Origin of the sequence: Desulfosporosinus youngiae DSM 17734, assembly GCF_000244895.1 — a bacterium.
Taxonomy (GTDB): domain Bacteria; phylum Bacillota; class Desulfitobacteriia; order Desulfitobacteriales; family Desulfitobacteriaceae; genus Desulfosporosinus; species Desulfosporosinus youngiae.
In genome coordinates, this window is record NZ_CM001441.1 from 4,465,323 (window position 1) to 4,490,178 (window position 24,856).

Annotated in this window: 25 protein-coding genes; 8 read left to right on the plus strand and 17 right to left on the minus strand. The window is 44.1% G+C overall.

The window, feature by feature from the left end; genetic code table 11:
• Positions 1 to 464: 464 nt before the first annotated feature.
• Positions 465 to 776 (plus strand): PQ-loop domain-containing transporter, encoded by a 312-nt coding sequence (locus DESYODRAFT_RS20650; RefSeq protein ID WP_007786070.1) that lies wholly within the window; start codon positions 465 to 467, stop codon positions 774 to 776.
• 152 nt (positions 777 to 928) lie between these two features.
• On the opposite strand, the gene DESYODRAFT_RS28435 is transcribed toward DESYODRAFT_RS20650, so the two are convergent.
• Together DESYODRAFT_RS28435 and DESYODRAFT_RS27635 are read right to left on the minus strand one after the other, a co-directional pair.
• Complete coding sequence (locus tag DESYODRAFT_RS28435) at positions 929 to 1,075, minus strand: hypothetical protein (protein WP_157137229.1); 147 nt, start codon at positions 1,073 to 1,075, stop codon at positions 929 to 931.
• Between the two features lie 3 nt (positions 1,076 to 1,078).
• Positions 1,079 to 1,291 carry a hypothetical protein gene (locus tag DESYODRAFT_RS27635; protein WP_083842209.1) on the minus strand — a complete coding sequence of 71 codons (213 nt, stop codon included), beginning with the start codon at positions 1,289 to 1,291 and terminating at the stop codon, positions 1,079 to 1,081.
• A gap of 499 nt (positions 1,292 to 1,790) precedes the next feature.
• Between DESYODRAFT_RS27635 and DESYODRAFT_RS20660 the strand changes: the two genes are divergently transcribed.
• Complete coding sequence (locus DESYODRAFT_RS20660; RefSeq protein WP_007786071.1) at positions 1,791 to 3,110, plus strand: hexokinase family protein; 1,320 nt, start codon at positions 1,791 to 1,793, stop codon at positions 3,108 to 3,110.
• Here the strand turns inward: DESYODRAFT_RS20660 and DESYODRAFT_RS20665 are convergent.
• From DESYODRAFT_RS20665 to DESYODRAFT_RS20710, 10 genes are all read right to left on the minus strand, one after another.
• Positions 3,105 to 4,283 carry a thiolase family protein gene (locus DESYODRAFT_RS20665; protein WP_007786073.1) on the minus strand — a complete coding sequence of 393 codons (1,179 nt, stop codon included), beginning with the start codon at positions 4,281 to 4,283 and terminating at the stop codon, positions 3,105 to 3,107. The two genes, DESYODRAFT_RS20660 and DESYODRAFT_RS20665, sit on opposite strands and share 6 nt — an antisense overlap.
• 245 nt (positions 4,284 to 4,528) lie before the next feature.
• Entirely contained in the window at positions 4,529 to 4,858 is a 330-nt protein-coding gene (locus tag DESYODRAFT_RS20670; RefSeq protein ID WP_007786075.1) for a DUF2680 domain-containing protein, read from the minus strand.
• A 111-nt stretch (positions 4,859 to 4,969) separates the two neighbouring features.
• Positions 4,970 to 5,842, minus strand: a complete 873-nt coding sequence (sucD, locus tag DESYODRAFT_RS20675; protein ID WP_007786077.1) for a succinate--CoA ligase subunit alpha — start codon at positions 5,840 to 5,842, stop codon at positions 4,970 to 4,972.
• A gap of 44 nt (positions 5,843 to 5,886) precedes the next feature.
• Positions 5,887 to 7,002 carry an ADP-forming succinate--CoA ligase subunit beta gene (gene sucC / locus DESYODRAFT_RS20680; RefSeq protein ID WP_042339951.1) on the minus strand — a complete coding sequence of 372 codons (1,116 nt, stop codon included), beginning with the start codon at positions 7,000 to 7,002 and terminating at the stop codon, positions 5,887 to 5,889.
• Positions 7,003 to 7,080: 78 nt separating this feature from the next.
• Entirely contained in the window at positions 7,081 to 8,526 is a 1,446-nt protein-coding gene (locus DESYODRAFT_RS20685; protein WP_007786080.1) for a methylaspartate mutase subunit E, read from the minus strand.
• Positions 8,516 to 9,943: a HEAT repeat domain-containing protein gene (locus tag DESYODRAFT_RS20690; RefSeq protein ID WP_007786082.1), complete on the minus strand. Its 1,428-nt coding sequence runs from the start codon at positions 9,941 to 9,943 to the stop codon at positions 8,516 to 8,518. The genes DESYODRAFT_RS20685 and DESYODRAFT_RS20690 overlap by 11 nt, the downstream gene beginning before the upstream one ends.
• Positions 9,906 to 10,493, minus strand: a complete 588-nt coding sequence (locus tag DESYODRAFT_RS20695; RefSeq protein ID WP_007786083.1) for a 2-oxoacid:acceptor oxidoreductase family protein — start codon at positions 10,491 to 10,493, stop codon at positions 9,906 to 9,908. The genes DESYODRAFT_RS20690 and DESYODRAFT_RS20695 overlap by 38 nt, the downstream gene beginning before the upstream one ends.
• On the minus strand, positions 10,493 to 11,299 hold the full coding sequence (locus DESYODRAFT_RS20700) for a 2-oxoacid:ferredoxin oxidoreductase subunit beta (RefSeq protein ID WP_007786085.1): 807 nt from the start codon (positions 11,297 to 11,299) through the stop codon (positions 10,493 to 10,495). The genes DESYODRAFT_RS20695 and DESYODRAFT_RS20700 overlap by 1 nt, the downstream gene beginning before the upstream one ends.
• Positions 11,300 to 12,415 (minus strand): 2-oxoacid:acceptor oxidoreductase subunit alpha, encoded by a 1,116-nt coding sequence (locus DESYODRAFT_RS20705; protein WP_007786086.1) that lies wholly within the window; start codon positions 12,413 to 12,415, stop codon positions 11,300 to 11,302.
• Positions 12,408 to 12,623: a 4Fe-4S dicluster domain-containing protein gene (locus DESYODRAFT_RS20710; protein WP_007786088.1), complete on the minus strand. Its 216-nt coding sequence runs from the start codon at positions 12,621 to 12,623 to the stop codon at positions 12,408 to 12,410. Before DESYODRAFT_RS20710 ends, DESYODRAFT_RS20705 begins: the two co-directional genes overlap by 8 nt.
• Before the next feature lie 405 nt (positions 12,624 to 13,028).
• On the opposite strand from DESYODRAFT_RS20710, the gene DESYODRAFT_RS20715 reads away from it, so the two are divergent.
• Both DESYODRAFT_RS20715 and DESYODRAFT_RS20720 read left to right on the plus strand, forming a co-directional pair.
• The gene (locus DESYODRAFT_RS20715; protein ID WP_007786090.1) at positions 13,029 to 13,289 is read left to right on the plus strand and encodes a hypothetical protein; all 261 of its coding nucleotides are present in this window, start codon (positions 13,029 to 13,031) and stop codon (positions 13,287 to 13,289) included.
• A 222-nt stretch (positions 13,290 to 13,511) separates the two neighbouring features.
• Positions 13,512 to 14,402: a formate/nitrite transporter family protein gene (locus DESYODRAFT_RS20720; RefSeq protein WP_007786091.1), complete on the plus strand. Its 891-nt coding sequence runs from the start codon at positions 13,512 to 13,514 to the stop codon at positions 14,400 to 14,402.
• A gap of 110 nt (positions 14,403 to 14,512) precedes the next feature.
• On the opposite strand, the gene DESYODRAFT_RS20725 is transcribed toward DESYODRAFT_RS20720, so the two are convergent.
• Together DESYODRAFT_RS20725 and pdxR are read right to left on the minus strand one after the other, a co-directional pair.
• Positions 14,513 to 15,109, minus strand: coding sequence for a DUF4352 domain-containing protein (locus DESYODRAFT_RS20725; protein ID WP_007786093.1), 597 nt, complete (start codon positions 15,107 to 15,109; stop codon positions 14,513 to 14,515).
• 397 nt (positions 15,110 to 15,506) lie between these two features.
• Complete coding sequence (gene pdxR, locus DESYODRAFT_RS20730) at positions 15,507 to 16,904, minus strand: MocR-like pyridoxine biosynthesis transcription factor PdxR (protein WP_007786094.1); 1,398 nt, start codon at positions 16,902 to 16,904, stop codon at positions 15,507 to 15,509.
• Between the two features lie 107 nt (positions 16,905 to 17,011).
• Here pdxR and DESYODRAFT_RS20735 point away from each other — a divergent pair, with 107 nt between their 5' ends.
• The gene (locus tag DESYODRAFT_RS20735) at positions 17,012 to 17,863 is read left to right on the plus strand and encodes a pyridoxamine kinase (protein ID WP_007786095.1); all 852 of its coding nucleotides are present in this window, start codon (positions 17,012 to 17,014) and stop codon (positions 17,861 to 17,863) included.
• Positions 17,864 to 18,043: 180 nt separating this feature from the next.
• Here the strand turns inward: DESYODRAFT_RS20735 and DESYODRAFT_RS20740 are convergent, their stop codons facing one another.
• The gene (locus DESYODRAFT_RS20740) at positions 18,044 to 19,696 is read right to left on the minus strand and encodes a methyl-accepting chemotaxis protein (protein ID WP_007786097.1); all 1,653 of its coding nucleotides are present in this window, start codon (positions 19,694 to 19,696) and stop codon (positions 18,044 to 18,046) included.
• Between the two features lie 330 nt (positions 19,697 to 20,026).
• Between DESYODRAFT_RS20740 and DESYODRAFT_RS20745 the strand changes: the two genes are divergently transcribed.
• From DESYODRAFT_RS20745 to DESYODRAFT_RS20755, 3 genes are all read left to right on the plus strand, one after another.
• Entirely contained in the window at positions 20,027 to 20,635 is a 609-nt protein-coding gene (locus DESYODRAFT_RS20745; protein WP_007786098.1) for a DUF1638 domain-containing protein, read from the plus strand.
• A 7-nt stretch (positions 20,636 to 20,642) separates the two neighbouring features.
• On the plus strand, positions 20,643 to 20,954 hold the full coding sequence (locus tag DESYODRAFT_RS20750) for a pyridoxamine 5'-phosphate oxidase family protein (protein WP_007786099.1): 312 nt from the start codon (positions 20,643 to 20,645) through the stop codon (positions 20,952 to 20,954).
• A gap of 138 nt (positions 20,955 to 21,092) precedes the next feature.
• Positions 21,093 to 21,779 (plus strand): Crp/Fnr family transcriptional regulator, encoded by a 687-nt coding sequence (locus tag DESYODRAFT_RS20755; RefSeq protein ID WP_007786100.1) that lies wholly within the window; start codon positions 21,093 to 21,095, stop codon positions 21,777 to 21,779.
• Positions 21,780 to 21,817: 38 nt separating this feature from the next.
• On the opposite strand, the gene DESYODRAFT_RS29635 is transcribed toward DESYODRAFT_RS20755, so the two are convergent.
• Together DESYODRAFT_RS29635 and DESYODRAFT_RS20765 are read right to left on the minus strand one after the other, a co-directional pair.
• Entirely contained in the window at positions 21,818 to 22,627 is an 810-nt protein-coding gene (locus DESYODRAFT_RS29635) for a methyl-accepting chemotaxis protein (protein ID WP_007786101.1), read from the minus strand.
• A gap of 11 nt (positions 22,628 to 22,638) precedes the next feature.
• Complete coding sequence (locus tag DESYODRAFT_RS20765) at positions 22,639 to 24,753, minus strand: ATP-dependent helicase (RefSeq protein WP_007786102.1); 2,115 nt, start codon at positions 24,751 to 24,753, stop codon at positions 22,639 to 22,641.
• Positions 24,754 to 24,856 lie beyond the last annotated feature (103 nt).

Below are 24,856 nucleotides of genomic sequence, written 5' to 3' on the forward strand. Positions count from 1 at the left end.
TAATCATAGCACAATACCGATTCTAAATCATTTCCCTTAGCTTTTAATGTCCAATTTTTCGTTATGCGTCCGTATTCATTAGTTTAGATTGAACAACTACCTCGATCTCGGCCTCTAAAAAACCTCCTGGCAATTCTCTTTAACTTTTTGCCGGCATTAAGGTTAACTCGATGCAGTTTTCGCATACAACCTAAAAAATTAGAACCGGGTTCTTTTGCTTTCTCAACCGCAGCCATACATATCTTCCGAAGGGTCAGTTACTAGGTAATTTTCCGTCTTTAGGGATTTTTATGTATGGACCCATGTATTGGAAACCATGCGGGTCCTTTTTTGACTTTTTCAGTCTTTTTAGAATTATAGAACTTTAACAAACCTTAACTATTGAACCTCAAAACGTTGTATAATTAGCCCTGTCAATTTTGTTATGACGGTAACGACAATACAACTTAAATAGGGTGGTTTTAATGAGTATCTTTGAAGTCATTATGCTGGTTTGTTTCGGAGCTGCCTGGCCCTTTTCCATTTATAAGTCCTACACTTCCCGATCAACCGAAGGTAAAAGCATATCGTTTCTTATTGTTATCCTGGTTGGTTATGTAGCCGGGATCTTGCATAAAGTTTTTTATCAGTTTGATATTGTCATGTATTTATACATTCTGAATTTCATGATGGTGTTGACTGATCTCTTAATTTACTATCGCAACCGTCGAATTAATGCCATTTCTGCCAGCCTTTATCCGCCGGAAAGATCCCACTCTGCGGCATCAGCTAAGTAACAAGGAATGAAGTCCCCTTCTATAGCCATGGAAATTGATGGCGATGGGAGGGGTTTTATATTGGGCAGACCTCTATGCTGCTGCAGCACCGGACAGAGGATGAAAACGAGAGTGCTCCCGGGTCGGGCAGCTTCATCCACATCCGTGCAAGATTAGTTAATTCGTGCGAAGACAGTGTCTTCGTACCGCAGCACTCCGAGGCTCGCCCACTCGCCGGTGCGGGAGCTACCTTCAGCGGATAAGTATTCTTTGGAGATAGCCGCTTCGGCGAAACTGTCCACCGGACACTTTCGTGCCAAACCTCAGGGTAATACCTGATGTGAACCCGTGGCTCCGTCTCCCCGCACCGTCTTGTAGGCTTTTACCGCCTCTCCATGCAATGGGTTCACTTCTGTGGACGAAGCTGCCCTGCTTGCGGGTCTAGGGATTCTTCTGCATGTCCTTAGGGTCTTTTTTTTCAGGGTAGCCTGCCATGCCGCTGTCGCAGCACCATCGGAAGATGAAAAAGATTCCACGAAGCCTTACCAGCCTCCCCCCAAAGTTCTGCTTACATTCCCAACAAACTGGCTGAAGGAGCGCTTATCTGCTAAGCGGATGCGTCAGTGGAGCCGCGCTAAGGCGAGCGCAGACGATTCACGTCCCCCTAGCGCGCCGCAGGTTCACATGCGACGGAACACGATGTTCCTAGTGCCGCATGCGCCATGGATGGCATAGCATGCGGCCAGAAATACCCAGAGGTTCGGACGCGCTCGCGAACCGTCCAGCGAGCCAGCGGCGGAACTCGCAGACGCGTGCAGATCGAAGACACCGTCGACCCACGGGTTAACACAGCTGAAAAGCGCTCCGCCCTAGAGCCAGACAGTAGAACCGACCCCCTGTCTAACCCAGGAGGCTTTTTTCGGAGTAGACACGAACAGCTAAAATGATATTATTAAGGCGTGAATGCTACGAAAACTATAATCATATGATTTGAAAACTTACCTATCGTCACAGAGAGGAAGTGTGAGTTGAGTTTTGTTAAAGCAAGCGCTTACGCAACTAGAGGACAATTTATCGATCTCTAAGACTCATATCTTAACAATCGCCTCCCGTTTTCAGGAGCACATGGAGCAAGGCTTGAGCGGGAATATAAGCTCGCTTAAGATGTTTCCTTCCTATCTTCAAGCTCCAAGGGGCAATGAATCAGGAACCTTTTTGGCCCTTGATTTTGGTGGTTCAAATGCCCGTGCTGCAGTCGTTGATCTTAAAGGAGAGGGAAAGTTTCTGCAATTCAATCGAGTTGTCCGGTCTTTGTCAAACCCTGACTCCGGTTATGACCTCCGTGCCTCAGACGTGACAGGCGAGGAGCTTTTTGATTTCCTGGCAGGAATCGTCCATAAAGCACTCTCAGTTTCTTCTTTCAGTCCCGTCCTGAATTCCAGCACTTCAAAACCAGTTTCTTTGGGCTTTGCCTTTTCTTTCCCCTATCACCAACGAAGGATAGGAGAAGGGTTTCTCCTCAATTGGGGTAAAGAAATCCAAACATCCGGGGTGGTTGGGAAAGACGTTGGCCAATTGCTCTCAGCGGCTCTGAGACGCTTGGGCATTGGCAATGTTGTCAGACCTGACGCCATTATTAATGATACTGTAGCCGCTTTCCTGACCGCGGCTTATCAAGACCCCAGCGTGGACATCGCTTCGATCATCGGCACCGGGCACAACACCTGCTACCTGGAACAAAGAGCACCGGGCTTCACTGAACCCGTTATCATCAACACCGAGTCCGGGAACTTCTCAGTTGTTCCCGAAACTGCTTACGATCATAGCCTTGATCAGCAAAGTAATAATCCCGGGGAACAATTATTTGAAAAAAAGCTCTCCGGCAAATACCTCGGAGAGCTTTTTCGTCAGATTGTCCTGGATTTTTTCCGGAGGGGATTCCTTGGAAACTTTGCTCCTCCTGCCTGCTGGAACCATCCTTATGCCGTCAGCAGCAAAGACATGACTCTAATCCTGACAGGGGAGGGTAATCACTTATTCCCTTTACCAGAGCATGAGCGCTATGCCCTCCGAAGGATCGCCCTGCTGCTCTCAAAACGTTCGGCACGGCTTGCAGCGGCCAGCTTGATCGGAATAATTCAGCATCTCGACCCACACTTCACTAAGCCTCACACTGTGGCCATAGACGGTTCCCTGTACGAAGGCTTGCCTGGCTACGCCGGGGAACTGACTGCTGCCTTAAGTGAAGGGTTAGATAGTAACGCCAGCCCAGTGAGAGTAAAATTATCAGCCGGAGGCACCCTTACCGGGGCAGCCATCGGGGCAGCCCTGGCCAATCAGCCTAAAAACCTATAACATTTCAACAACGGTTGCCATAGCCGGCCCGCCACCGACACATAAGGAGGCAACACCATATTTTCCGCCGCGCCGTTTCAATTCGCTTAGCAGGGACACAATGATGCGGACACCTGTACATCCCACAGGATGGCCTAAGGCAATTCCGGAGCCATTGGCATTGACTTTATCCATATCAAGGTTCAGCTCTCTGTTGACCGCCAAAAACTGTGCAGCGAAGGCTTCATTTATTTCAAAATAATCGATATCCTTCAATTCAAGATTGGCATAGTTTAGAGCTTTAGGGATAGCATAGGCCGGCCCAATTCCCATAATTTCAGGAGCTACGCCATAGGAAGCTGTAGAAAGAACTTTAGCGATCGGTTTTATTCCCAGTTCCTTTGCTTTCGCGGCTGTCATTAAAACTAAGGCTGCTGCTCCGTCATTCATGCCGGAGGCGTTCCCTGCCGTGACGGTTCCGTCTTTTTTAAACGCGGTCTTAAGTTTGGCCAAACCCTCCATGGATATATCGGCCCGGGGATGCTCATCGACTTCAACAACGGTTGTGACTTTACGTGTCTTTATTTCGACGGGTATAATCTCATCTTTGAACCGGCCGCTTTTTATAGCTTCTGTGGCCCGTGTATGACTGAGGTAAGCCAGATTGTCCTGTTCTTCCCGGGTGATGTTGTATTTTTCAGCAAGGTTTTCAGCCGTCACGCCCATATGATAGCCCATAAAGGCATCCACTAAGGCATCATACGTCAGATGATCTTGTAATGTATCCGGCCCCAGCTTAATACCTTTTCTGGAATTAAGCAGTAAATGAGGAGCTCTTGACATGCTTTCAATTCCTACCGCAACACTGATGCTCGATTTACCTAAGAGCATTTGTTGGGTTGCAATCTCTAAAGCCCTCATGGCTGAACCGCATTGCTGGTCAACTGTCGTCGCTACAGCTTCAATGGGAATACCAACTGCCAGCTGTATCTGACGTGCAGGGTTTCCTTTCACTCCCGCTTTGTAGACCATTCCTCCGACAACATCCTCAACAAGGCCTGCCTCGACTCCCGCCTTGTCTAATGCGCCTTTTACCGCGATCGTCCCGAGTTCCACTGCTGAAACATCTTTTAAAGATCCCAGAAAATCCCCAATGGGTGTTCTTGCCGCGCCTACTATAACAACCTCTTCCATTTGCTTGCTCCTCTCCCTTATGTTTTTCTAATCCCCGGTTTACTGGATGAAGACTCCCACTTTAGGAGATAGGTGATCCCTCTGCCTAAAATTGGATTCCTTTATAAGCTTATACTTTGAGGCAATTATTTTCAATTGTTTGATAAAGAAACTTAATTAAAAAGTCAAAAGGAGCGAACCCCTAAATTTCCTTTAGGGATTCGCTCCTTACATTGTTATCCGACATGGGTCAGCAGTGAATGATTTTACTCTGCTTTTTGAGCAGATGGAGAATCTTTAGAGGATTTATGACCGCAGCCTTTTTTGTGCCCAAAACCATGAAATTCGCCTTTGTCCATATCCTGCTCAATCTTCTGTTGACGTTTTTGCATGGCTTCCTTGATTTTTTCGGCTTTTGTTTGATCCAGAATTCCGGCCTCGACTTCCTTATCAATAATCTGAGCTTTGATAGTGTACATTTGCTGATGGAGGGTTTTAATCTCCTTCAATTTACCCTGATCAACAGCCCCTAAGGCAGGCACAGCTCCTACAACCAACATAGCCAAAGCCAAAATGCTTGCAGCCAATCTTCTCATATGCCGTTCCTCCTCATTCATTTTTTTTGCCGGAAACAATCTTAGAATGCCCGATCAAAGAATTCTTATTACATGATTTAATTTAATTTCTGCCTATAGCATACCTCGCCTTTATTCTCTGCCCAATATCTCTTTAATAACCTCCGGAACTTGAAAGGGCAGTTCCACAACCCTTGCCCCCGCTTCACTTAGGGCTTTAGCTTTGCCCTCATACGTCCCCATTCCCCGTTCGATGATAGCTCCCGCATGTCCCATCCGTTTGCCTGGGGGCGCACTTTTCCCTGCGATATAGGCAATCACCGGCTTTGTCATTTCTTTTATATAAAGAGAAGCCTCTTCTTCAGATTTACCCCCGATCTCACCGATTAAAACAACGGCCTTGGTCTCCGGGTCTTGCTCAAACATCTTTAAAACGTCCACAAAGCTCAGACCCACGACTCTATCCCCACCGATCCCCACCACAGTGGACTGTCCCATACCCTGAGCGGTGAGGTTGCCGACGATTTCGTAGGTGAGAGTCCCAGAGCGGGCCACAACCCCCACTGAACCTGGGATGAAAAACTGATTAGGCGGGATCCCCATCTTGCATTTACCGGAGGAAACAATACCAAAGGTATTGGGGCCGATAATGACAGCTCCTACTCGTTTGGCATAAGCCACAATAGCCATTTCATCATGGACCGGTATATGCTCAGTAACCACTACGACAACTTTTATTCCTGCTTCCAGGGCTTCCAAGGCAGCATCTTTGGCAAAGGCCGCCGGTATAAAGATCACAGAAGCATCAATCCGCTGACGTTCACAGGCAGCCCTTACACTATCATAGACAGGGATACCCTCGATGACGGCACCGCCCTTGCCCGGGGAAGTGCCGGCGACGATCTTGCTGCCATAAGCGAGCATTTGCTTTGTATGGAAAAGACCTTGTTTACCGGTAAGCCCCTGAACTAATACATTCGTATTTTCATCAATTATTATAGCCAATAACTTGCCCTCCTTGTAAAAACTTGCCCAGATCCATTATTGAACTACAACTTGGCTAATTCAACGGCTTTCTCGGCGGCATCCTGCATGAAGTCATAGGCTTCTATGCCTGCTTCCTTAAGTATAGCCCGTCCGGCTTCCTGGTTGGTTCCTACCAGTCGAATAACCACCGGAACCGGGATCCCTCTATTTTTTTTCACAGAGGCAAAGGCCCTTGCAACATCGTCGCAACGAGTAATGCCTCCGAAAATGTTGATAATAATTGACTTAGGGTTTCTGGACAAAATAAGTTCAAGAGCCTTGGCCGTGCCTTCCTCCCCTGTGCCGCCGCCGGCATCAAGGAAATTGGCCGGTTTTCCGCCGTAGTAAGTGAGGGTATCCAGGGTTCCCATGGTAATCCCCGCACCGTTCGCCATAACTCCAATGTCTCCCTCCAGTTCTACAAAGGAAAGACCCAGGTCGTGAGCCGCTTTTTCTACGGAGGTACGTTCTTCCACCCTAGGCAGGTCTGATTGTCGGTAGAGGGCCTCATCGTCAATTGTCACTTTAGCATCCGCGGCAATGACTTTATCCCCGCTGATCACCAACGGATTAATTTCCACCAGATCCGCATCTTTTTGAATAAAAATTTGGTACAGGGTTCTAATGATTTGCACAAGTTCCTTACCTGGGGCGGTATTCAAAGATATGCCCATTCTTCTGACCACATCCCGGGCAATGAAGCCTTGCATACCAAGTTCTACATCGATATGTTTCTTGACGATATACTCTTCAGCGACCTCTTCAATATCCATTCCACCTTGAGCCGATGCGATAAGCACCGGCATTTTGGCTGCCGAGTCGATGGTGATGGACAAATATAATTCCTTGTCGATTTGAAGTTTTTCTTCCACAAGGAGGGTATCAACCGCCAGTCCTTGGATAGTCAGGCCAAAGAGTTCCCGGGCTGCAGCTTTTGCTCCGTCCGGATCATCGGCGAACTTGATGCCGCCTGCTTTACCCCGCTTGCCGGACAAAACCTGGGATTTAATCACCACAGGGCCTCCAATTTCCGCTGCTGCCCGAAACGCCTCGTCGGGACTGGCAACCATTCTGCCCTTCGGTACCGGAAGGCCGAACTTGGCGAAAATTTCCTTGCCCATATATTCAAACATTTTCACTCGCCTAATCTCTCCCCTCGTCAGAATACGCGTGTCTTTATCTTCCGCCCTTTGCCCCACCGCACGCAGCAATCCTACCTATCTCGGACGGCCGATCAGCCTTCCTTTACCGATAGCATAGATATCATCGACAACCATTTGAAACGACGGCTCTCTGCCTTCTTCCTTACCGCGCTCTGCGATACGCTCCCTGTGAAAATCCAAACATTCCTTGCTAAGGGGCAGATTTCCATGATCAAGTATACGCACTGCACCTTGGGAGTCACGAACCGGCAGTATTCTTCCCGCATTAAACCTGCTGGGGGCAAAGGGAATATCCAACACCCCTGCTTCAAATCCCTTCACAGTGCCCAGAGCTATATCTCCCTCTCCTAACTCCAAGACCTTATTGAGGATTGACCTGGTTTCTGACTTGATTAACTCTTTTTCTCGCAGCAGTTCGGGAGTATCGGGGAAACTTTGGTCTTTAAGCATACTCAAAATTTGTTTTGTCGCTTTAATCCCGGAAGCATTGGCCTCTTTCGTTGAAATTCCTATGGCTTCGTAGGGGGACTTGACGAGTACTTTAGTCGCTTTTGCCAAGGCTACTGTAGCAGCACCCCAGGAAATCACTCCGAAAGCCTTGCTTTCATCTTGAGGGAACCCTCCCATCCACTGATGGAAGACACTGGTCAACATGACACCTTGATAATGAAAGCGTGCTAAGTACTCTTCCCCCAGTTCAATTAAACTTTGTACTGCCGCTATATCTTGAATCAAATTGCCGCATTGCCCATACCCCAGGGAAATATTTTTCACACCCTGTTCGGCCGCCAGCAAAGCCTCAATCATTGAGACACTATGAGAGATACAGGGAGGAACTAAGGTACCTGTTAAAGGGCCAAAGGGCTCGCGATTAATTCTAACTCCATACTCCTCGTACATACCGACTAAGCGATCCACATACTGCCAGTTTGTTATGGTTTCTTCCAAAGAAATGTTCTTGGCGTAAGGAATGTTATAAGAAATTCCGCCGCCCTCGAAATCCGTAAACCCACCGGCTAATGTAATTTCCGCCAATAAACGGGCATCAGGTGTACCATGGCGTACCTGACAAGGTAACTTCACTGACTCATTGACCTCACGGCAAGCCACTACTCCATAATTGATCGCCGGAAAACCGGTCAGCATGGAGTGTCCGGCGATCTTGCCTTCGTCCATCGCTTTTCCCGCTTCCCCATAACGGTTTTGTCTGGTCAGGGAATCAATGGTCGTGGGCAATAAATCCGCTCCACCCTCCTCTTGAAGATATTTGAGCATGGCTATATGTTCATCGATTAAAGAGACTCCCGCCCTGGGTTGGGCCAGGGTTCGTCCTTCTGCCTTAGCTTTAGCCAACACTTCCGCAAATACGTTCTCTCTTGGCATAGCCTTATGATAGGCGACTGCTTCTTGGAAATTAACCCCTTCTCCCGTTGGCCATTGCTTAAGAACCTCTTGGCGCCGGGCCTTAAATTCATCCGTTTCGAGACGCTTATTTCTCATGAGGAAAACCCTCCCCACTATGTCTTTCAATTGTTTGAATCGACTCCCGTGCCTGTTCTCTTACATTAATTGATTCACCATAATCATCAGCTACTCTCGATAATTCTTTGACCGCTGAAACAGCTTCCATTTCCCCGAGAGCTTTAGCGGCCATTTCCCTCACCCCAACCACCGGATCCCGCAGCAATTGGATCAGGGAAAAAACAGCTGCCTTATTTCCTATCCTTCCCAAGGCTTCACAGGCCCCGGCTCGAATTAAGCTGTCATTATCAGCCAAGCATTTCATGAGCAGATTAAAAGCCAGGGGCAGGCCGGCAAACACTTTTATCAGGTATATATCCACCCGTCTGCTAACCTTTTGATAAATTCCGTTTAAGACTGCAAACGCTTGTTCCTGACTTAATTCGCCCAAAGACCAATCAATCAGCCGCACTAATACCGCCTCATTCTGACTAAGCAAAATTCCTTTCGCCAATTCCAGATCATGGATTAAAATTGCCTTTTTCAATTGTTCCCCCAGTTTAGGAAGCAAAAAGCCGGCAATTGTTTGGGCGCTTTTTTCACTAAGGGTTAATTTCCCGGCTTTATTCTTCTGAATATAATGGAGTGAAATCAGCCCCTCTATGACGGCGAAGGAAAATAAATTACCTCGTTGGTCTCCTCCGTTGCCTCCTATTCCGTATCCCCATATTCCGGAGGCCTCACCCATGGCTGAAATCAGCGAATCCTCATCCAATTGGCCCTCATGAGTATGAATAATCTCCAGCAGGGCCACTAAATCCGGAACTTGCATAGGCATTCCCAGGTCCAAAATCACTTGTTCCAATTTTAAACGTTCCCTATATAAAGGTTCTCCCTCCACCGCTGTTTGGAATTGGTAGAAGAAACTTAGCTGTTCAAAGCCAAATTCTCTCAATTCAGCGTTCTGCTGGCATTCTAAAAGGCTTGCCCTGGTATTGGCCGTAAACCCTTTAAGTTTTTTTAATCTCAGGATCAGCAAATCCAAATAATCTAAGGGGTAGCCGGTCCTTTCAGCTATACTGGGCAAGGATTCGCCGCCGATCCAGAGCCGGAAAATTCGCCGCCAGGGTTCTTTAGGGTCCATAACCTGCGGACGTTTGATGATCCCTTGAGCAGGCACAAGCAAGTCTTTGGCTAAATCCGCGACAACTGCCGCAGGATTAGCAAACTGGTTTTTAAGTTTCCATTGAACAATCTCGGCAAAGGTAGGATTTGTCAGCAAATCCGCATTGCTGAAAAAACAATGCACCAGATCCGGAATGATGGTTTCATCAATATATTTAAGAGCCAGCGGGCTTCTGGGCCCGCCCCATTCCTCTAACAAAACTGCCGAGAGGCTTTCTTTTAAGCTGGCTAAATCATGCTTGGTCCAAGCTAAGTTTGTTATTTCCGCCACTGTTCATCACCTTCCCAGCTTCCATGCCCATTTGCCACCCCAATTCCAGAGCTTTGAGGTTTCGTTCCGCCGTCCCTTTGGGAGCCCGGCTCTCGACGGCCTGCCTGAGGTGCTCCCAAGGTATTTCGCTGCTTAAGGAGGCTACCACTCCCAAAGCTACGACATTAGCGCTTTGTTCAGACCCAAAATGAGTGCGGCACGCTTTAGTAATCGGCAGCGAATAAAAATTTTTACTCCTCGGCTTAACTTCAGTGACTAGAGAATTATCCACAATCAGGACGGCCTCCTCATTGAGGGGCAGCCCATACTTTTTATAAGCTTCCTGACTGAGGGTTAAGACAAAATCAGGTTTTTCGACTTTTGGATAATGAATCCTTTCATCGCCAATGATGACCTCTGCCCGGCTGGCACCCCCCCTGGCCTCAGGACCATAGCTTTGACTCTGAGCTACATTTTGGCCGGCACTGATTCCTGCCTCAGCCAACATAATCGCCGCTAAAATCAACCCTTGTCCGCCCGTTCCGGTTAACAGAAATTCCTGCTTAGCCATCAGATAATGCCCTCCCTTAACCTCTGTCTTAATTTCTCATATTCTTGCGTATACTCCGGGGCTTGTCGCTTGAAAATCTCGCCGATCTGAAAATCCTCCTCACTGACGGCCTGCTGCCCCGCTTTGAAAGCGTGTTCCTTTTGCCAGAGCAGCATATCGGCCGGGGTTTTAAACTTATTTCGGCGGCCATAGGACACAGGACACTGAGAAACCGCTTCTACCAGCGAAAAACCAAGATTATTATACGCGTCTATAACCAGCTTAGTGAGGAGTTGATTATGAAAGGCCGAAGCCCTTGCGCCATAAGTAGCACCGGCTGCTTTAGCCACCTCCAAAACCTGAAAGGGTCTCTCCAGGTTGCCAAAAGGAGAGGTGGTTCCCCGTTTGTCATGAGGGGTTAAGGGAGACGTCTGACCACCCGTCATCCCATAAATACTATTATTGATAACTATAGCTGTCAGGTCAATATTCCGCCTGGCAGCATGAATTAGATGATTCCCCCCAATAGCCGTCGAATCGCCATCTCCCATGATGACGAAGACATCCAGCTCAGGGCGGGCCGCCTTAATCCCTATAGCGAAAGGCAAGGCTCTTCCATGGGTGGTATGAATCGTATTAAAATCCAAGTACCCCGGCATGCGGGAAGAACAGCCGATTCCGGAAACAAAGATCACCTTGTTCTGGTCAAGCTGCAGCGTTTTGATAGCTCTGACAATCGCTGCCGTTATAGTTCCTATGCCACACCCCGGGCACCAGATATGGGGTAATGTCTCGGTTCGAAAATACTGAGCAATCTCCTTGAACATTTATATTACCTCCCGGATTCTTTCAAGAATTTCCTTGGGAGTTATTAGCTCTCCGTCAACACGATTGAGACGTTCAACGGCTTTATAACCAAAGATGCGTTCGATTTCGCCCACTAACTGCCCGCTGTTCATTTCCACAACCAGGTACTTCCGTTCAGCATACGCCTCCAGTTGTTTGTGCGGAAAAGGCCAAATTGTGATGGGACGGAAGAGTCCCGCTTTTAAGCCCATGCCCCGGGCCAGATGAACTGCCTCCAACGCTGAACGGGCCGTACAGCCGTAGGCTATCACGATCAGTTCCGCATCCTCAAGTTCCGCCTCTTCGACTAACTGAATCCGATCTAAATAAGGATTGAGCTTCTGGGTTAACCGCTGCATAAACTTCCTGGTCACTTCCGGATTTCCTGTGGGCAATCCCTTTTCATTATGCGTTAACCCTGTGACATGATAGCGGTAACCGTCGCCAAAGTTCGCCATCGCCGGGATCAGGCTCTCATTATTTTCATAAGGGATGTACTCACCGGGCGGCAAATCAGGCCGCTTCCGGTCAACAATCCTTAATCCTTCCGGTAAGACAACCTTCTCCCGCAAATGCCCAATGACTTCATCCATAAGTAAGATCACCGGAATTCTAAACTCCTCCGCCATATTAAAGGCCTGGACTGCAAGTTCATAACATTCTTGGACTGAGGAGGGGGTTAAGGCAATGATCGGGTGGTCGCCATGAGTACCCCACCTGGCCTGCATAACGTCAGCTTGAGCGGGAGCCGTCGGCAGTCCCGTACTGGGTCCTCCTCTTTGGACATTAACCACAACACAGGGAACTTCTGTGGCAATGGCATACCCCAGATTCTCCTGTTTGAGTGAAAATCCCGGCCCGCTGGTAGCCGTAAGGGATTTGGCCCCTGTCAGAGAAGCTCCGATGACGGCAGCCATGCTGGCAATTTCGTCTTCCATTTGGATAAAAGTGCCACCTATTGAAGGCAGCCTCCCGGCCATTATTTCGGCTATTTCTGTGGAGGGAGTAATCGGATATCCTGCATAAAAACGAACCCCGGCTGCCAGAGCACCTTCGGCTACAGCTTCATTTCCTTGCATTAGTCTGGCTTCACTCATTGTTTTTCACCTCAATGTTGATAGCATAGTCCGGGCAAAGCCGTTCACAAATCCTACAGGCTATACACTGATCGGGTTTGGCAACCACAACCCTGCCTAATTCATCACTTTCCAGGACTTTTTTAGGGCAAAACACGATGCATATTCCACACTTTTTACACCAATGGTCAGTCACAATTACGTTTGTATCGAGAATTGAAGCAACCAATGTTTTTCCATCCCCTAACTCTCCACAGTATATGTGTCTATTTTCTTATTCTTTTACAAATATTTTCCGAAACTTTCATAATTTCTTAAAAAATCTCTCTGCGTTAACCCCTTTCTTATCAGTTAAATTGGAAATCAGAGCCAAACCTTCGTATAATCCCTTTTTCAATTATCTTAATTAAAGAATATTATAATTTTTTCGAAAAATCAACCGGTTCCTGAATTCCACCCACCATTTAGAAGGGGGGATTATCAAGGCTTCATTAAATTAAAATTTCCATAAAATGGAGTAAGATTCAACTTCACATAGAATGTATGTTCTGGTAAAATGAGAACAAATCTTCTATGTACCGTTGAAGATGAGGAATATCCAATGATGTCCAGTCTGCTTTAAGGAGGATACTAAATGAAGGTGCTCATGAAACCCGTCGAAATGGTCGCTCGTTTTTCACAAGATGGTACCCCACGCCCTGTGAAATATAGGGTCACGCTTAAAGACGAACCAGTAGTAATTCAAGTCGATAAAGTTCTCTTCAGAACAGAAGAAACCTTGGCTGGAAATAGAAGGATCCTTTACCGCTGTCAAAGCGAGATTAATGGGGTACTCAGGCTGTTCGAGCTGAAATATGAGTTAAGTACTTGCCGCTGGTTTTTATTCAAACTATAACCTTTAGTCAATTACAGAATTGGATGAGTGAATTACCCAGTTATATTAAGGCTTTTCTCTAAAATAATTTTTATATTAATTTGATATGTATAACCTGGTTAAATCTTGGATCATACTAGGCGAAACTGCTTACCAGTTTAAGCGCCGAAAATCCTATAAAAATTCCAGACTTAGATCTTTTATTAAATAGAAACGTGGTGATATTGCTTGGAACAAAGACCCATGAATACCGTTGAAGCAGTTGAGGAAACCATCAAAGTGGGTGAAAAAAAGGCTGCTAAAACTCATATCTTCCAAACACTCATAGCTGGAATCCTGGCTGGTACGTTTATAGCACTCGGAGCATTTGCCGCAGCCACAGCATCTCATGCCATAGCAAATCCCGGGCTGGCTAAGTTTATGGCAGGCGCTATTTTTCCCGTAGGACTAATACTTATCGTAATATGCGGAGGAGAGCTTTTCACAGGAAATACTCTCCTCATATTGGCCTTTATCGAAAAAAAGATAACCGCCAGACAAATGCTTAAAAACTGGACGATTGTGTACATTGGCAACTTTATTGGGACCTTTATAGTAGCGGTTTTAGTATTCAGTTCAGGACTGCTGTCTGCAAATGACGGACTGCTCGGGGGGTATGCTATCAAGGCAGCCACAATCAAAGGGGGGCTAACCTTTTTCCAGGCATTTTCGAGCGGCATCCTTTGTAATCTGCTGGTATGCCTTGCAGTTTGGGGATCCTATACCGCAAGTGATGTCTTTGGCAAGATCCTGATCATTTGGTTTCCTGTCATGACCTTTATCGTTTCCGGATTTGAACATAGTGTTGCCAACATGTACTATTTCACTATAGCTACTCTAGCAAAATTTAATAGCACATTTGTTGCTGTTTCCCATGTCGGAGATACAATCACCAATCTTCAACTTATGCCAATCCTCTGGAATCTGATACCTGTTACCCTGGGCAACATCGTTGGGGGTGCTTTCTTTGTAGGACTAGCCTATTGGGCCGGCTACAAGTACATTCCAAATCTATATAGGTTGGAAAAGGGTGCTTCTAAACAACGCTTCAAAACTCAATTCCGCAGAATTCGATTTCGCCTGACCGCAAAGTGAACATAATAGAGGTCAGTTCATTCGGGAGTCTCGATAAAACTTAAAAACTCCTTCCAAATCTTGAATAGACTAGGAGGAGTTTTTATTTTGAGCGTTTTCACAACCATCTATCATGGCAGGGAGATCAGTACGCTTGCATTTCTGGATTTAGAACTTAAGGGATCAGGAATAACCGTTAACTCAAAAGCCTTTGCTCCTTTTGACACTTCATATCCTAATTGTCCTGTTATCTTGCTTCCAGCCTTAATTGTCCCGTTAACAGCATCCTTAACGGCCAGAGTGGCTCCCAGACTGGATTTTTGCTTTTTGCCATCCTGATCTTTAAGCTTAAAACCGATCTTGCTTCTGACCTCAATATCAGTATTTCCTTGATTTTCTATGGTTAAATCCACAAGAAGGAACGTATTCCCGGATCTAGGCGACTTGAATATATTGCCATTGCCATTCGAAGTCCCTACGCTGTTTATTTTGTATTGAAGATTACCCAGCTTAAAGGTTTCTCCCAGAACATAAATTTCTTGCTGAGGTATGGTTTCAATTTGCTGTGTCCGAAATAGTGACGAATTAGTATGAGCTTGAGTCGTTAAAGCGCCGGCTCCCAGTAAGAAAACTATCATCGGAACAAGGAGGACAAGCAAACAATATTGAAACTGTGAGCAATACCTACGCTGCCTTCCCGCCTTACGTGTCGCCGCAAATTTCCACATATTCTTTATCCCCCTTCATCTTAGTTTGTCAACAGGAAACTGCTGTAAATACCTTGTTAAACGAATATTAGCACGATAGCACTTTTTTGTCTATAGTTTCACAATATGATACAATTAATTAATTTAATGACTATTTTTGTTAAATTGAGCCAACTGTCTCCTAAATCAGGAAGATTACTCATTTCTTGATAGTTAAGTTCCATTAATTATGTTTATTACATAAATAGCCATAAACTATGATAACTAATTCTTATAACGTTAACTAAACTTATACTTAGAATACCTAGTTCAAGATCTAATACGTCCTTAACTATGTCTCCTAAAAGGGCGTCATCCCCTTATCCGCCTGAAAGTATCCTTCAAACTATACGCTTCATGTAACAGTGAAGACCTTTGATCACTCATCATAATTCCAGGCACCATATAACAAGTTTACGCCTTCAGATAGTTCCTTTTTACTCAATGCTCCGTACCCTAATAAAAATGTATTATCATACTTGTCTAACCTTGCACCGATCAAATAATCTGAGATGGGATATACCTTAACACCATTTTCAGCTGCCGCTTTACACATATCCCGTCCACTGTCTCCTGTTTTCAATTTTATCAATAAGCGATTCCCTGCGCTCTCACCAATAATCTTGATGCTATCTCCGAAGATCGATAATTCTTTGGTTAAGTGCCTCCTTTTGTCCTTGTATAGCTTGCGCATTTTATTGAGATGTTTTTCGTAATTCCCTTCCGCAATAAATTTCGCAACTAACCTTTGTTCAAGAATCGACACGTCCGAACCGAACTCACTAAATATTCTATGATAACTGTTAAGTAAGGTTACAGGCAATACCATATAACTTATTCTGACGGATGGCGCAATTGAGGTTGAAAATGTGCCAATATAAATAACTTTACCATTTTGGTCAATACTTTGCAGTGACGGCAGGGGTTTGGTAATATATCTGAACTCACTGTCGTAATCATCCTCAATAATATATCGTCCATCCGCTTTGTTGGCGAAATTAAGCAGCTCAACCCTTCTGCCTATGGGCATGCTGATTCCAAGGGGAAACTGATGTGAGGGGGTTACATAGACCGCCACATTCGAAAGGTCTTTAAGGGGTTCAATTTCTATCCCTTTGTCATCGATGGGTATGGGTATAATTGAATGACCCATATGATCAAACATTTTATATGCCTTCCGATAAACGGGATTTTCCAGGGCGACGCTGGTATTTTTAGTTAATATAAGGCTTAAGGTATGCAGTGAATTTACAGTCCCTGCCCCAATGATGATTTGTCGTTCATCACAGTTGACCCCTCTTGAACTATGCAAGAAAGAAACTAATTCTCGTCTTAGATTCCCATCTCCCTGAGCTGTGGTTTTCTTTAAAATACTCTGATCAGATTCATCAAAGCAACTTTTAAAAAGATTACGCCAGATTTTGTAGGGAAATGCACCATGGTCTATATCGCTCGGCGAAAAATCGATTCTAAGTTTGCTGCTTACTTCTTTGGGCTGTGTGTTTTCGTGAGCAGCAACGTTTATACTGTGATATACGTCAATATCACAAACAAAATATCCCTTCTTTGGAATAGCTACAATATATCCTTCATCTATTAATTGGCTATATGCTGTATCGATGGTGTTTATACTGACGCAAAGGTGTTCCGATAGCTTTCGTTTTGATGGTATCTTATGGTGAGGTTTATAATTTTTACTCTGAATTTCAGTTTTCAACCATTGATAAATTTGCTGATATAAGGGTGCTTTATTCGTACAAAGTGGCAGCGTAATCATGGACATCCCCCAAACTGTTACTATACATCTATGCAAAACTGATACTTTTTTAGGTAACAGCTATAGTCTATAATCAATTCATTAATTGTCAAGGAGGATTTGTTTTCATGAATACACAAAAGCGGGTAGCTGCAATTCATGATATTTCTTGTGTGGGAAGATGTTCACTTACAGTTGCACTGCCAATTCTTTCAGCGGCAGGATTTGACACGAGTGTCTTGCCAACAGCGATTTTATCCACTCATACCGGTGGTTTTGAGGGCTTCACCTACAGAGATTTAACCGAGGATATAAAGCCTATTTCAAATCATTGGCAATCTCTGAATATAAAATTTGACGCTTTATACAGCGGTTTTTTGGGCTCCTTTGAGCAGATTGATTTAGTTGCAGACCTCTTTGATACCTTTAGAAATGACAACACACTCGTAATGGTTGACCCTGTGATGGCGGATAATGGAGTTTTGTACTCGGTTTACTCCCCTGAAATGGCTATGGGAATGACTAAATTATGTGCCAAAGCGGATATTATTGTCCCAAATCTGACAGAAGCTGCTTTCCTCTTAGGGGAAGAATATATCGGAGAAAATTACTCGAAGGAGTATATTGAGACCACTTTGAAAAAGCTTTCCTCTCTAGGTGCAAAAAAGGTTGTTCTTTCCGGGGTTTCGTTTGAAAAGGACCAATTAGGAGCCGCCGCCTTTGACAGCGGCACCGGTAAGGTCAGCTATGCTTTCAACGATAAGATCGAGGGTTATTTTCATGGTACAGGAGATGTCTTTGGAAGTACCTTATTATCTGCACTATTAAATGAGTTCCCTCTTGAAGAAGCTATCCAAATAGCCGTTGACTATACTCATGAGTGCATAAGTTTAACCCACAAAGCAGAGCTGGAAAAACGATATGGCGTCTGCTTTGAACGAGCGATACCCTATTTGATAAAACAATTGGGTCTTTCTTAAGATAGTTATTACCTCTGAATAGTTTGAAAACCTTAAGGCACACAAATCAGGCTGTGCCTTAAGGTTTACCAAAAATAATAAGTATCATTATAAGCTCAGGCTTAAATGATACTTATTATTTTTGGGTTATTTTTCAGACCCACACCATGGGTGTGGGTCGTTTGTGATCAAATACTTCGCTCAAATTCTGAATCGTCCGACCACAAGCTTAAGTTCACTGGAAAGATCATTTAAGGCATTCATATTCGAACTTACTTCTTCAAACGAAGCTGTCTGTTCTTGTACTGCTGCAGCAACGTTTTGTGTATTGCTGGAGTTATTGGTCACGACTTCTGAAATCTTGCCGGCCGACTCTGTAATTGTCCCGAAATTGTTCTTAACTGCCAAATTAATCGATTCAATTTCTTTGGCATCTGCATAAGTAGTTTCCGCCTTTTGAACAATTTCACTTAACTTACTCATTACAACATCCATACTCTGGGACTGACTGTCAATACGTTCAGCCATTAGGGTCATGCTATCTCTTACCATACCGGTTTGCCCGGTAATGTTTCCTATAATTTCAGCTATTTGAACGGTTGCCTGACCCGTTTTCTCTGCCAGTTTTCGGATTTCTCCGGCGACTACCGCGAATCCTCTTCCGGACTCACCTGCACGAGCAGCCTCTATAGCAGCATTCAAGGCCAGCAAATTAGTTTGGCTGGATATATTATCGATAATTTCCAAGATATCTTTAATATCGTTGGAGTATGTTTCAAGACGTCTTACAGCTGCATTGGCATCCGCTAAGCTTGATACAACTTCCGTCAGACCTCTTGCCTGCAGCTCCAGGAGTTGATTTCCTTCTCCCGCAGACGCTTTAGAACTTGCTGAACCTTGAAGCAGTTTTTCCGCCATATAAAGCACCTTGCTTACTTCCTCATTCATCTGCTCCATCAAAGTATTTAGATTGCTGATCATCTCTGTTTGCTCGACGCTGCCGTTAGAAACCTCCATTACGGCATTGGCAATCATTTCGGTAGATTTAGTTAGTTCATAACTAGTCCCGGAAATACCCTGCATCGAGTTACTGAGCACCTCAGATGAATTAGCAATAGTATTAACTATACCCCTGATGTTAGCTACGAAGCTGTTGAAGTGCATGATCAATTCTCCAAGTTCATCCTGTCTTACAATTTTGATGATCTTGGTTAAGTCCCCCTCACCAGAGGAAATATCCTTCATTTCCATGGAAAGACGTTCAATGGGGCGTATGACTTGAGCCCTAACCATAATCACACCAAATATTCCAAAGAGAACAGTGGTTAGAAGCATAAGCTCGCTGATTACTTTGGCATTGGCTACTTTACCTTGCGATAAAGCCGAATACCCGCTAACGAGCTGCTCCACTTCGGCAACAAAGTCATCCACTGAACCTTCAATACTGCTTAGTCCTTGTCTGTCTCCATTCTTGGCTATATCCTCATAGACAGGTTTATATTGATTTTCCCATTTGTTCTTAATAGCTTGCAGTTTTTGCAGCATTTCTGGTTGTTCCAGCTTTTTTAGTCCGAGCTCAGTATCTCCATTGATCAATGACTTAATTAAATTGTCGAAAAATGCAATTCTTTCCAAGAGCTGTTCACTTGCTCTTTGTTGACCAGCACCACTGTTAAGAATCTGCTCAGAAAGGTATGCCATTCTGTAACTGTTCGCCCTTAATTTCCCGGAATTGTTTACAAAGACAGCATCACTGTCCAACGATTTATAGGTCATTAAATTCAAACCCACAATGGCAACTGATAGGAACATCATAATGGAAAACACTAATAAAAGCTTCACCTTAATTCTCATTTTCTCACCCCTTCTGCTCAATGAGGTTTTCCCACAGTGCACTTATTCTCCAGTTATCGTTTTTCGGCTGGTATAACCTGCCATACTTATTATGTAAACGCAGTTTCTCCCAAGAACGCATATTAATTATAAACCAAAATTATCTATCTGGATTTGACTCATATCACACTTTGTATAGATCTTTTATCACATTTAGTTAATTTAATTAAATTGAATACTGTTAATTATTTAACATTTATTTTTTAGCTACCATGTTAAAATTTCTGAGATAGCTGATCTGTTTAAGTCCAATTTAATGAGGTTCGTAGAACGGGAGGAGGTGATATCAATATGGAGGTGCACATAATTGCCTGCGGCATTTTTCAACTAGAGTTCGAGAGAGTACTAAAGGAACTAAAAACAGAATGGTCATCTGATGCTGAGTTTAGAGTTACATTCACCGAACCAGCTTTGCATGTAGACTACGCTAAGTTAAAAGATGGCATCACCGAAGCTCTAAATAATACTGCGAGCGAAGAAACGATAATTCTTTTCTTCGGCTCTATGTGCCACCCCGAAATCAGCGAATTTACCCAAAACTCTTCCGTTATCAAGTTACAACCCCAAAATTGTATTGAATTAATACTAGATAAGGAAAAACAGGTTGAGCTAGAAAAATCGGCCAGGCTTTTTTACCTAACGCCAGGATGGCTAAAGAACTGGCAGAAAATCTTCAGGCAAGGACAGGGCTGGGACGACATTGATGCCAGACAGAACTTTGGTTTTTACGATAAGATTCTGCTTCTAGACACCGGCGTTTGTGAGTTCGATGACGAGGATATTCTGGAATTCTTCGAATATACACAGGTACCTATCGAAATTAAAAGGGTTGAGCTGACAGTTTTCAAAAAGCATATGGCTGAAACCCTCGAAAAAGCATTAGCAAACTTTAAGGAGTGAATTTGTTATGATAATAACACAAGAAATTAAAGATTTGGCAGCAAAAGCTCCATTTATCCCCATAACAACTGTTTCCACTCAGGGGGAACCACACCTGATCGTTGTCGGAAAAGTAGCGGAAATAAGAGAAGAGGATGTACTAGGGTTTGGTATTTACAAAATGGAGCTGACCCGGCAGAATATCAAGGAGAACGGACTAATGCAAGTTATAATAGCATCAATGGAAGGCGGCCCTAAAGGCTTCAGGCTTACAGGTAAAGCATGCGTAGATGAAAAAATGGTTTTGTTTAAGGCAGAAAAAGCAGAGGGACTCCTATAGGAGCCATCTGAAACACAGAATAATCCCGCTCATGATGGGCGGGATTATTCGTTCTGTTTATCTAGTGGCATCGGACATTTTTTGATACACTCAATTTATGGTAACCTTATAATCTTTAAAGAGGAAAGGAGGAAAAGTATGAAACATTGTATCATCTGTTTGCAGGAGTTAGACCTATTTCAAGGGCTAAAACAAGAACAATTTTCCGACTTATGCAAATGCACAATGAGAAAGAGATTACCTAAAGGACATTACCTCTTCCATCAAGGTGAGACAATAGGCACAATATTCTTAATAAAATCAGGTAAGCTGAAACTTGTACAAACTGCAGAGGATGGCCACGAAATAATTCTTGATGTATGCGGGCCAGGTGAAGTCCTGGGTGAATTGTCCTTATATCAGGAACAAAACTCACATTCCAGCGCCAAGGCTATGGAAGAAGTTTGTGTCTGCTGTTTTAGCAAACGACAATTTGAGAAGTTAATCAAACAAGACTCTTCTTTTGCTATGAGGATTATTGGCTACCTAGGGCAAAAGCGTTATGAAACCCTGCAGAAGTCAGGAAAAGAATCCGGGCTCCCTGTTAAAGAAAGATTGTTGCAGCTTTTTTACCGTTTTGCCGAAGAATTTGGCCTAAAAACATCAGCCTCAACATTAATTGATCTGAAAATAACTCAGCAGGAATTGGCTGATATGATTGGCTCTTCGCGTGTAATGGTTGTCCAAGCACTTAAAGAGTTGAAAGCAGCTAATATAATTGACCGGGAAAATAGATATTTTGTCTTGAAAAACGATCCTTGCCTTAAGGTTCATCGGTTTGATTAACGACCTCTTGGTAAATCATGATAGTCTGTCAGGTCTGTTTAGTGTTGTCCCATTTTTACCAGTTGTTTAGCCATATTCTCTATCCTTACCAAACTATTAGCAATCTCTGTCACGTCATTAGCATGACTTTCAGTTACCTCGGTTAGTTGCCTGATAGCTTCGATTAAAAGTCCTACAGATGATTGAACCTCCTGAACATTATTTTCAATCGCTTGAGTAGAGGCATCTGTATTCTTGGCGAGCTTTCTGACTTCTTCCGAGACAATAGCAAACCCCTTGCCATGCTCACCCGCCCGGGATGCTTCTATGGCTGCATTGATTCCCAGGATGTTGCTCTGTTTAGAAATTTTCTTAATTTGCTGTGTTAATTCGTTTGTTCTGCACATCTCCGTGCTGACTTGTTCTGTTTCATTATCCATATTGCGCAGGGTTGCTGCCAGCTCTTCAGTTGAAGCCGACAAATTGTGTGCTGAAGCCGAAATCGCTATCACAGACTCAAGAATTTCCTGACCGGTTGCGATAAGGTTGTCATAATGCTCAAGGGAACAGGCAATGGCAAGGCAGCCAGCGATCTTTGACTCTTCGAATATAGGTAAGGCAATACCGACAAAAGGAACGCCAAACACTTCCTTTGATACACGCCGCACAACCCGCCTTCCACTTTCCAGGGCTTCCAAAACATTTGAACCCGGCGTAGGCGGATTCCCAAGCTTGGCTTTAGTATCAATGGTCTTTCCAGGATAATACGCAACAATCTCCCCCGTATCGAAAAGTGTGACGGCAACATCTTCATCGAAAAACTCCTGAACCTCTGCAGCAATAATCTGGTAAGCCTCAAATTTTTTCACTTAACTTCCTCCTAAACCGCCCATATTAATTTTTGTTTTTCACAGATGTCTTTCATAAATGAACGCTGAGAACCATCATTGAAGCGAACCAGAATCATATTTCCATCTTCTTTGGCTATGACACCCTCGCCAAAGATTTTGTGCCGTATTACTAAACCAGCAACTAAATCACTTTGCAGATTTAATGCTTCTTTTCGGCTAACTTCTTCGGGATCTTTCCCTTTCATAACCAGAGAAACCTCACGAACAAAACGCGAAGCGTTAACACGTTTATTGTTAAAATAATCCATCGAACATAGTGTCAAGTGCTGTTTGGCTCTAGTCATACCTACATAGAACAGGCGCCTTTCTTCTTCTAATAAGTTTACCTTCCCATTTTGAGCGGCCTTGATTGCCTCCCGCTCAGGTATAACCCCTTCGACGAGGTCAAGTAAATATACCTGTTCCCATTCTAAACCTTTAGCCGAATGGATGGTTGAAAGGGTCACAGCATTATTGTACTTATTCTTATAAGAAGACTTCATTTGCTCTTCAAGATAAGTTAAACGATTGGCAAAGCTCACAATAGTAGGCTCATTCTGAGCAATTAAGATCAGAATATCCAAAAGACCCTTAACATACTCTTCCGAAAATCCTAAGGAATCACATACTTGTTCAATCGCTTTATCATAGCCCAGCTCGTTTCTGATAAAATGAATAGCCTTATCAGGAGGAAGAGTATTAAGTACTTTAAACTGTTTTTTAAGTTCCAAATACTCAATTTTGCGCTTTGACGTGACCTCCGGTTGTTCTGCTAAAACATCAAAAATTGAGCGGTCAATTGGCTTTCGCCTTAGATAATCGAGCTGTTCTTTTCTAATATAACAATTAAGCTTAGACCAAATCCGTTCTAAGATCAGCAAGCTTTTATCACTAAAAGAAAAGCGCAGGTAGTTCAGAACATCATTAACAGCCCAGTGTGAGAAAAACTTCTGTTTGCCTGCTTCTCTCATATAAAAGGAAATAGCCGCCCTGCTTAATTCCTCAGCCAAACAAATTGCGGATAGATTATTTCGGTAAAGCACTCCGATCTGAGATAAATCCTTTTGGTTCCTGAATTTCTGGATTAAAAAGTGATATTGCTCTCTCATTCCTTTAAAGTGCCTTATTTGAGGAATGCCTCCCTTGGGATTCCGGGTAAACATCTGCTTATCAAAACGCAGCTTATTGGTGCGAATGAATCGGCAGGCGACATCCACAATTTGAGGAGTAGAGCGGAAGTTTTGTTCCATGCGGAGAATCTTTGCGCTAGAATAAGTATTCTTAAAATTCAATAAATAATCCGGCTCAGCGGCTCTAAACCCAAAGATGCTCTGGTCATCATCCCCAACGACAAAAATATTCTCTTTGGGTTTTACGAGAATTTCTATGATTTTATGCTGGAGAAGAGACGTATCTTGGCTTTCATCTGTGAGAATATAATTAAAACGCTTGCGATATACCTCAAGACGCTGAGGGTTTTCACTTAACTCCCGGAACGCTATGGAAAGCATATCATCATAATCGATTAACCTTGGCTGGCTATTTTTCTTATACCCCTCGTAGTCCTCATAAATTACGGGGAAATTCTTAATATCTGCCTGCTCAAACTCTTCGGCTGGTTTTAATGTATTTTTCACATAACAAATGGTATTCTGCAGCCCTTCCAGCTGCTCGTCCGTAATCGCTAAGGCATTATGCTTCTCATAGATTCTGCGCAGTACCCCGGTCTTGCTTTGAGGACCTTTCTGCTCCTCCATAATCTCGCAGCGAATGCCCTTTTCACGAAAAACTGACCGAACCACTTCATAGGCAAAACTATGAATTGTGGAAAATTGAATTTCGTCCTCGTGAAGTTTTCTATACCGCTCGCGCATCTCCTTGGCAGCCGCCCTCCCGAAGGTTAGACAAAGGATCGTTCGCGGATCTACCTTTTTAACCAATATTAAGTAAGCTAGGCGAACTGTTAAGACCGTCGTCTTTCCCGCACCGGGAACTGCCAAAAGCAGCAGCGGACCCTGATCATGAATGACGGCTCTTTTTTGTTGGCTTGTCAGATTAAGGCCTCTCGATTTAATTTCCGCAAAGAATTCGTTTTCGTTATACAACTCAACTCTCCCACTTTTATTCAGTAATCAATACTCATTATTGTATCATTGCCTTTAACAATAGTACATAATCTTAGGCCGCAAACACAGTTGGAGTACGGTA

Coding starts and splice junctions, on each gene's coding strand:
- DESYODRAFT_RS20650 (WP_007786070.1), top strand. CDS start 465: ATGAGTATCTTTGAAGTCATTATGCTGGTTTGTTTCGGAGCTGCCTGG.
- DESYODRAFT_RS20750 (WP_007786099.1), top strand. CDS start 20,643: ATGATAATAACACAAGAAATTAAAGATTTGGCAGCAAAAGCTCCATTT.
- DESYODRAFT_RS20665 (WP_007786073.1), bottom strand. CDS start 4,283: ATGGAAGAGGTTGTTATAGTAGGCGCGGCAAGAACACCCATTGGGGAT.
- DESYODRAFT_RS20735 (WP_007786095.1), top strand. CDS start 17,012: ATGAATACACAAAAGCGGGTAGCTGCAATTCATGATATTTCTTGTGTG.
- DESYODRAFT_RS20720 (WP_007786091.1), top strand. CDS start 13,512: ATGAATACCGTTGAAGCAGTTGAGGAAACCATCAAAGTGGGTGAAAAA.
- DESYODRAFT_RS20725 (WP_007786093.1), bottom strand. CDS start 15,109: ATGTGGAAATTTGCGGCGACACGTAAGGCGGGAAGGCAGCGTAGGTAT.
- DESYODRAFT_RS20755 (WP_007786100.1), top strand. CDS start 21,093: ATGAAACATTGTATCATCTGTTTGCAGGAGTTAGACCTATTTCAAGGG.
- DESYODRAFT_RS20745 (WP_007786098.1), top strand. CDS start 20,027: ATGGAGGTGCACATAATTGCCTGCGGCATTTTTCAACTAGAGTTCGAG.
- DESYODRAFT_RS20700 (WP_007786085.1), bottom strand. CDS start 11,299: ATGTTCAAGGAGATTGCTCAGTATTTTCGAACCGAGACATTACCCCAT.
- DESYODRAFT_RS20740 (WP_007786097.1), bottom strand. CDS start 19,696: ATGAGAATTAAGGTGAAGCTTTTATTAGTGTTTTCCATTATGATGTTC.
- pdxR (WP_007786094.1), bottom strand. CDS start 16,904: ATGATTACGCTGCCACTTTGTACGAATAAAGCACCCTTATATCAGCAA.
- DESYODRAFT_RS20685 (WP_007786080.1), bottom strand. CDS start 8,526: ATGAGAAATAAGCGTCTCGAAACGGATGAATTTAAGGCCCGGCGCCAA.
- DESYODRAFT_RS20670 (WP_007786075.1), bottom strand. CDS start 4,858: ATGAGAAGATTGGCTGCAAGCATTTTGGCTTTGGCTATGTTGGTTGTA.
- DESYODRAFT_RS20695 (WP_007786083.1), bottom strand. CDS start 10,493: ATGGCTAAGCAGGAATTTCTGTTAACCGGAACGGGCGGACAAGGGTTG.
- DESYODRAFT_RS20715 (WP_007786090.1), top strand. CDS start 13,029: ATGAAGGTGCTCATGAAACCCGTCGAAATGGTCGCTCGTTTTTCACAA.
- DESYODRAFT_RS20705 (WP_007786086.1), bottom strand. CDS start 12,415: ATGAGTGAAGCCAGACTAATGCAAGGAAATGAAGCTGTAGCCGAAGGT.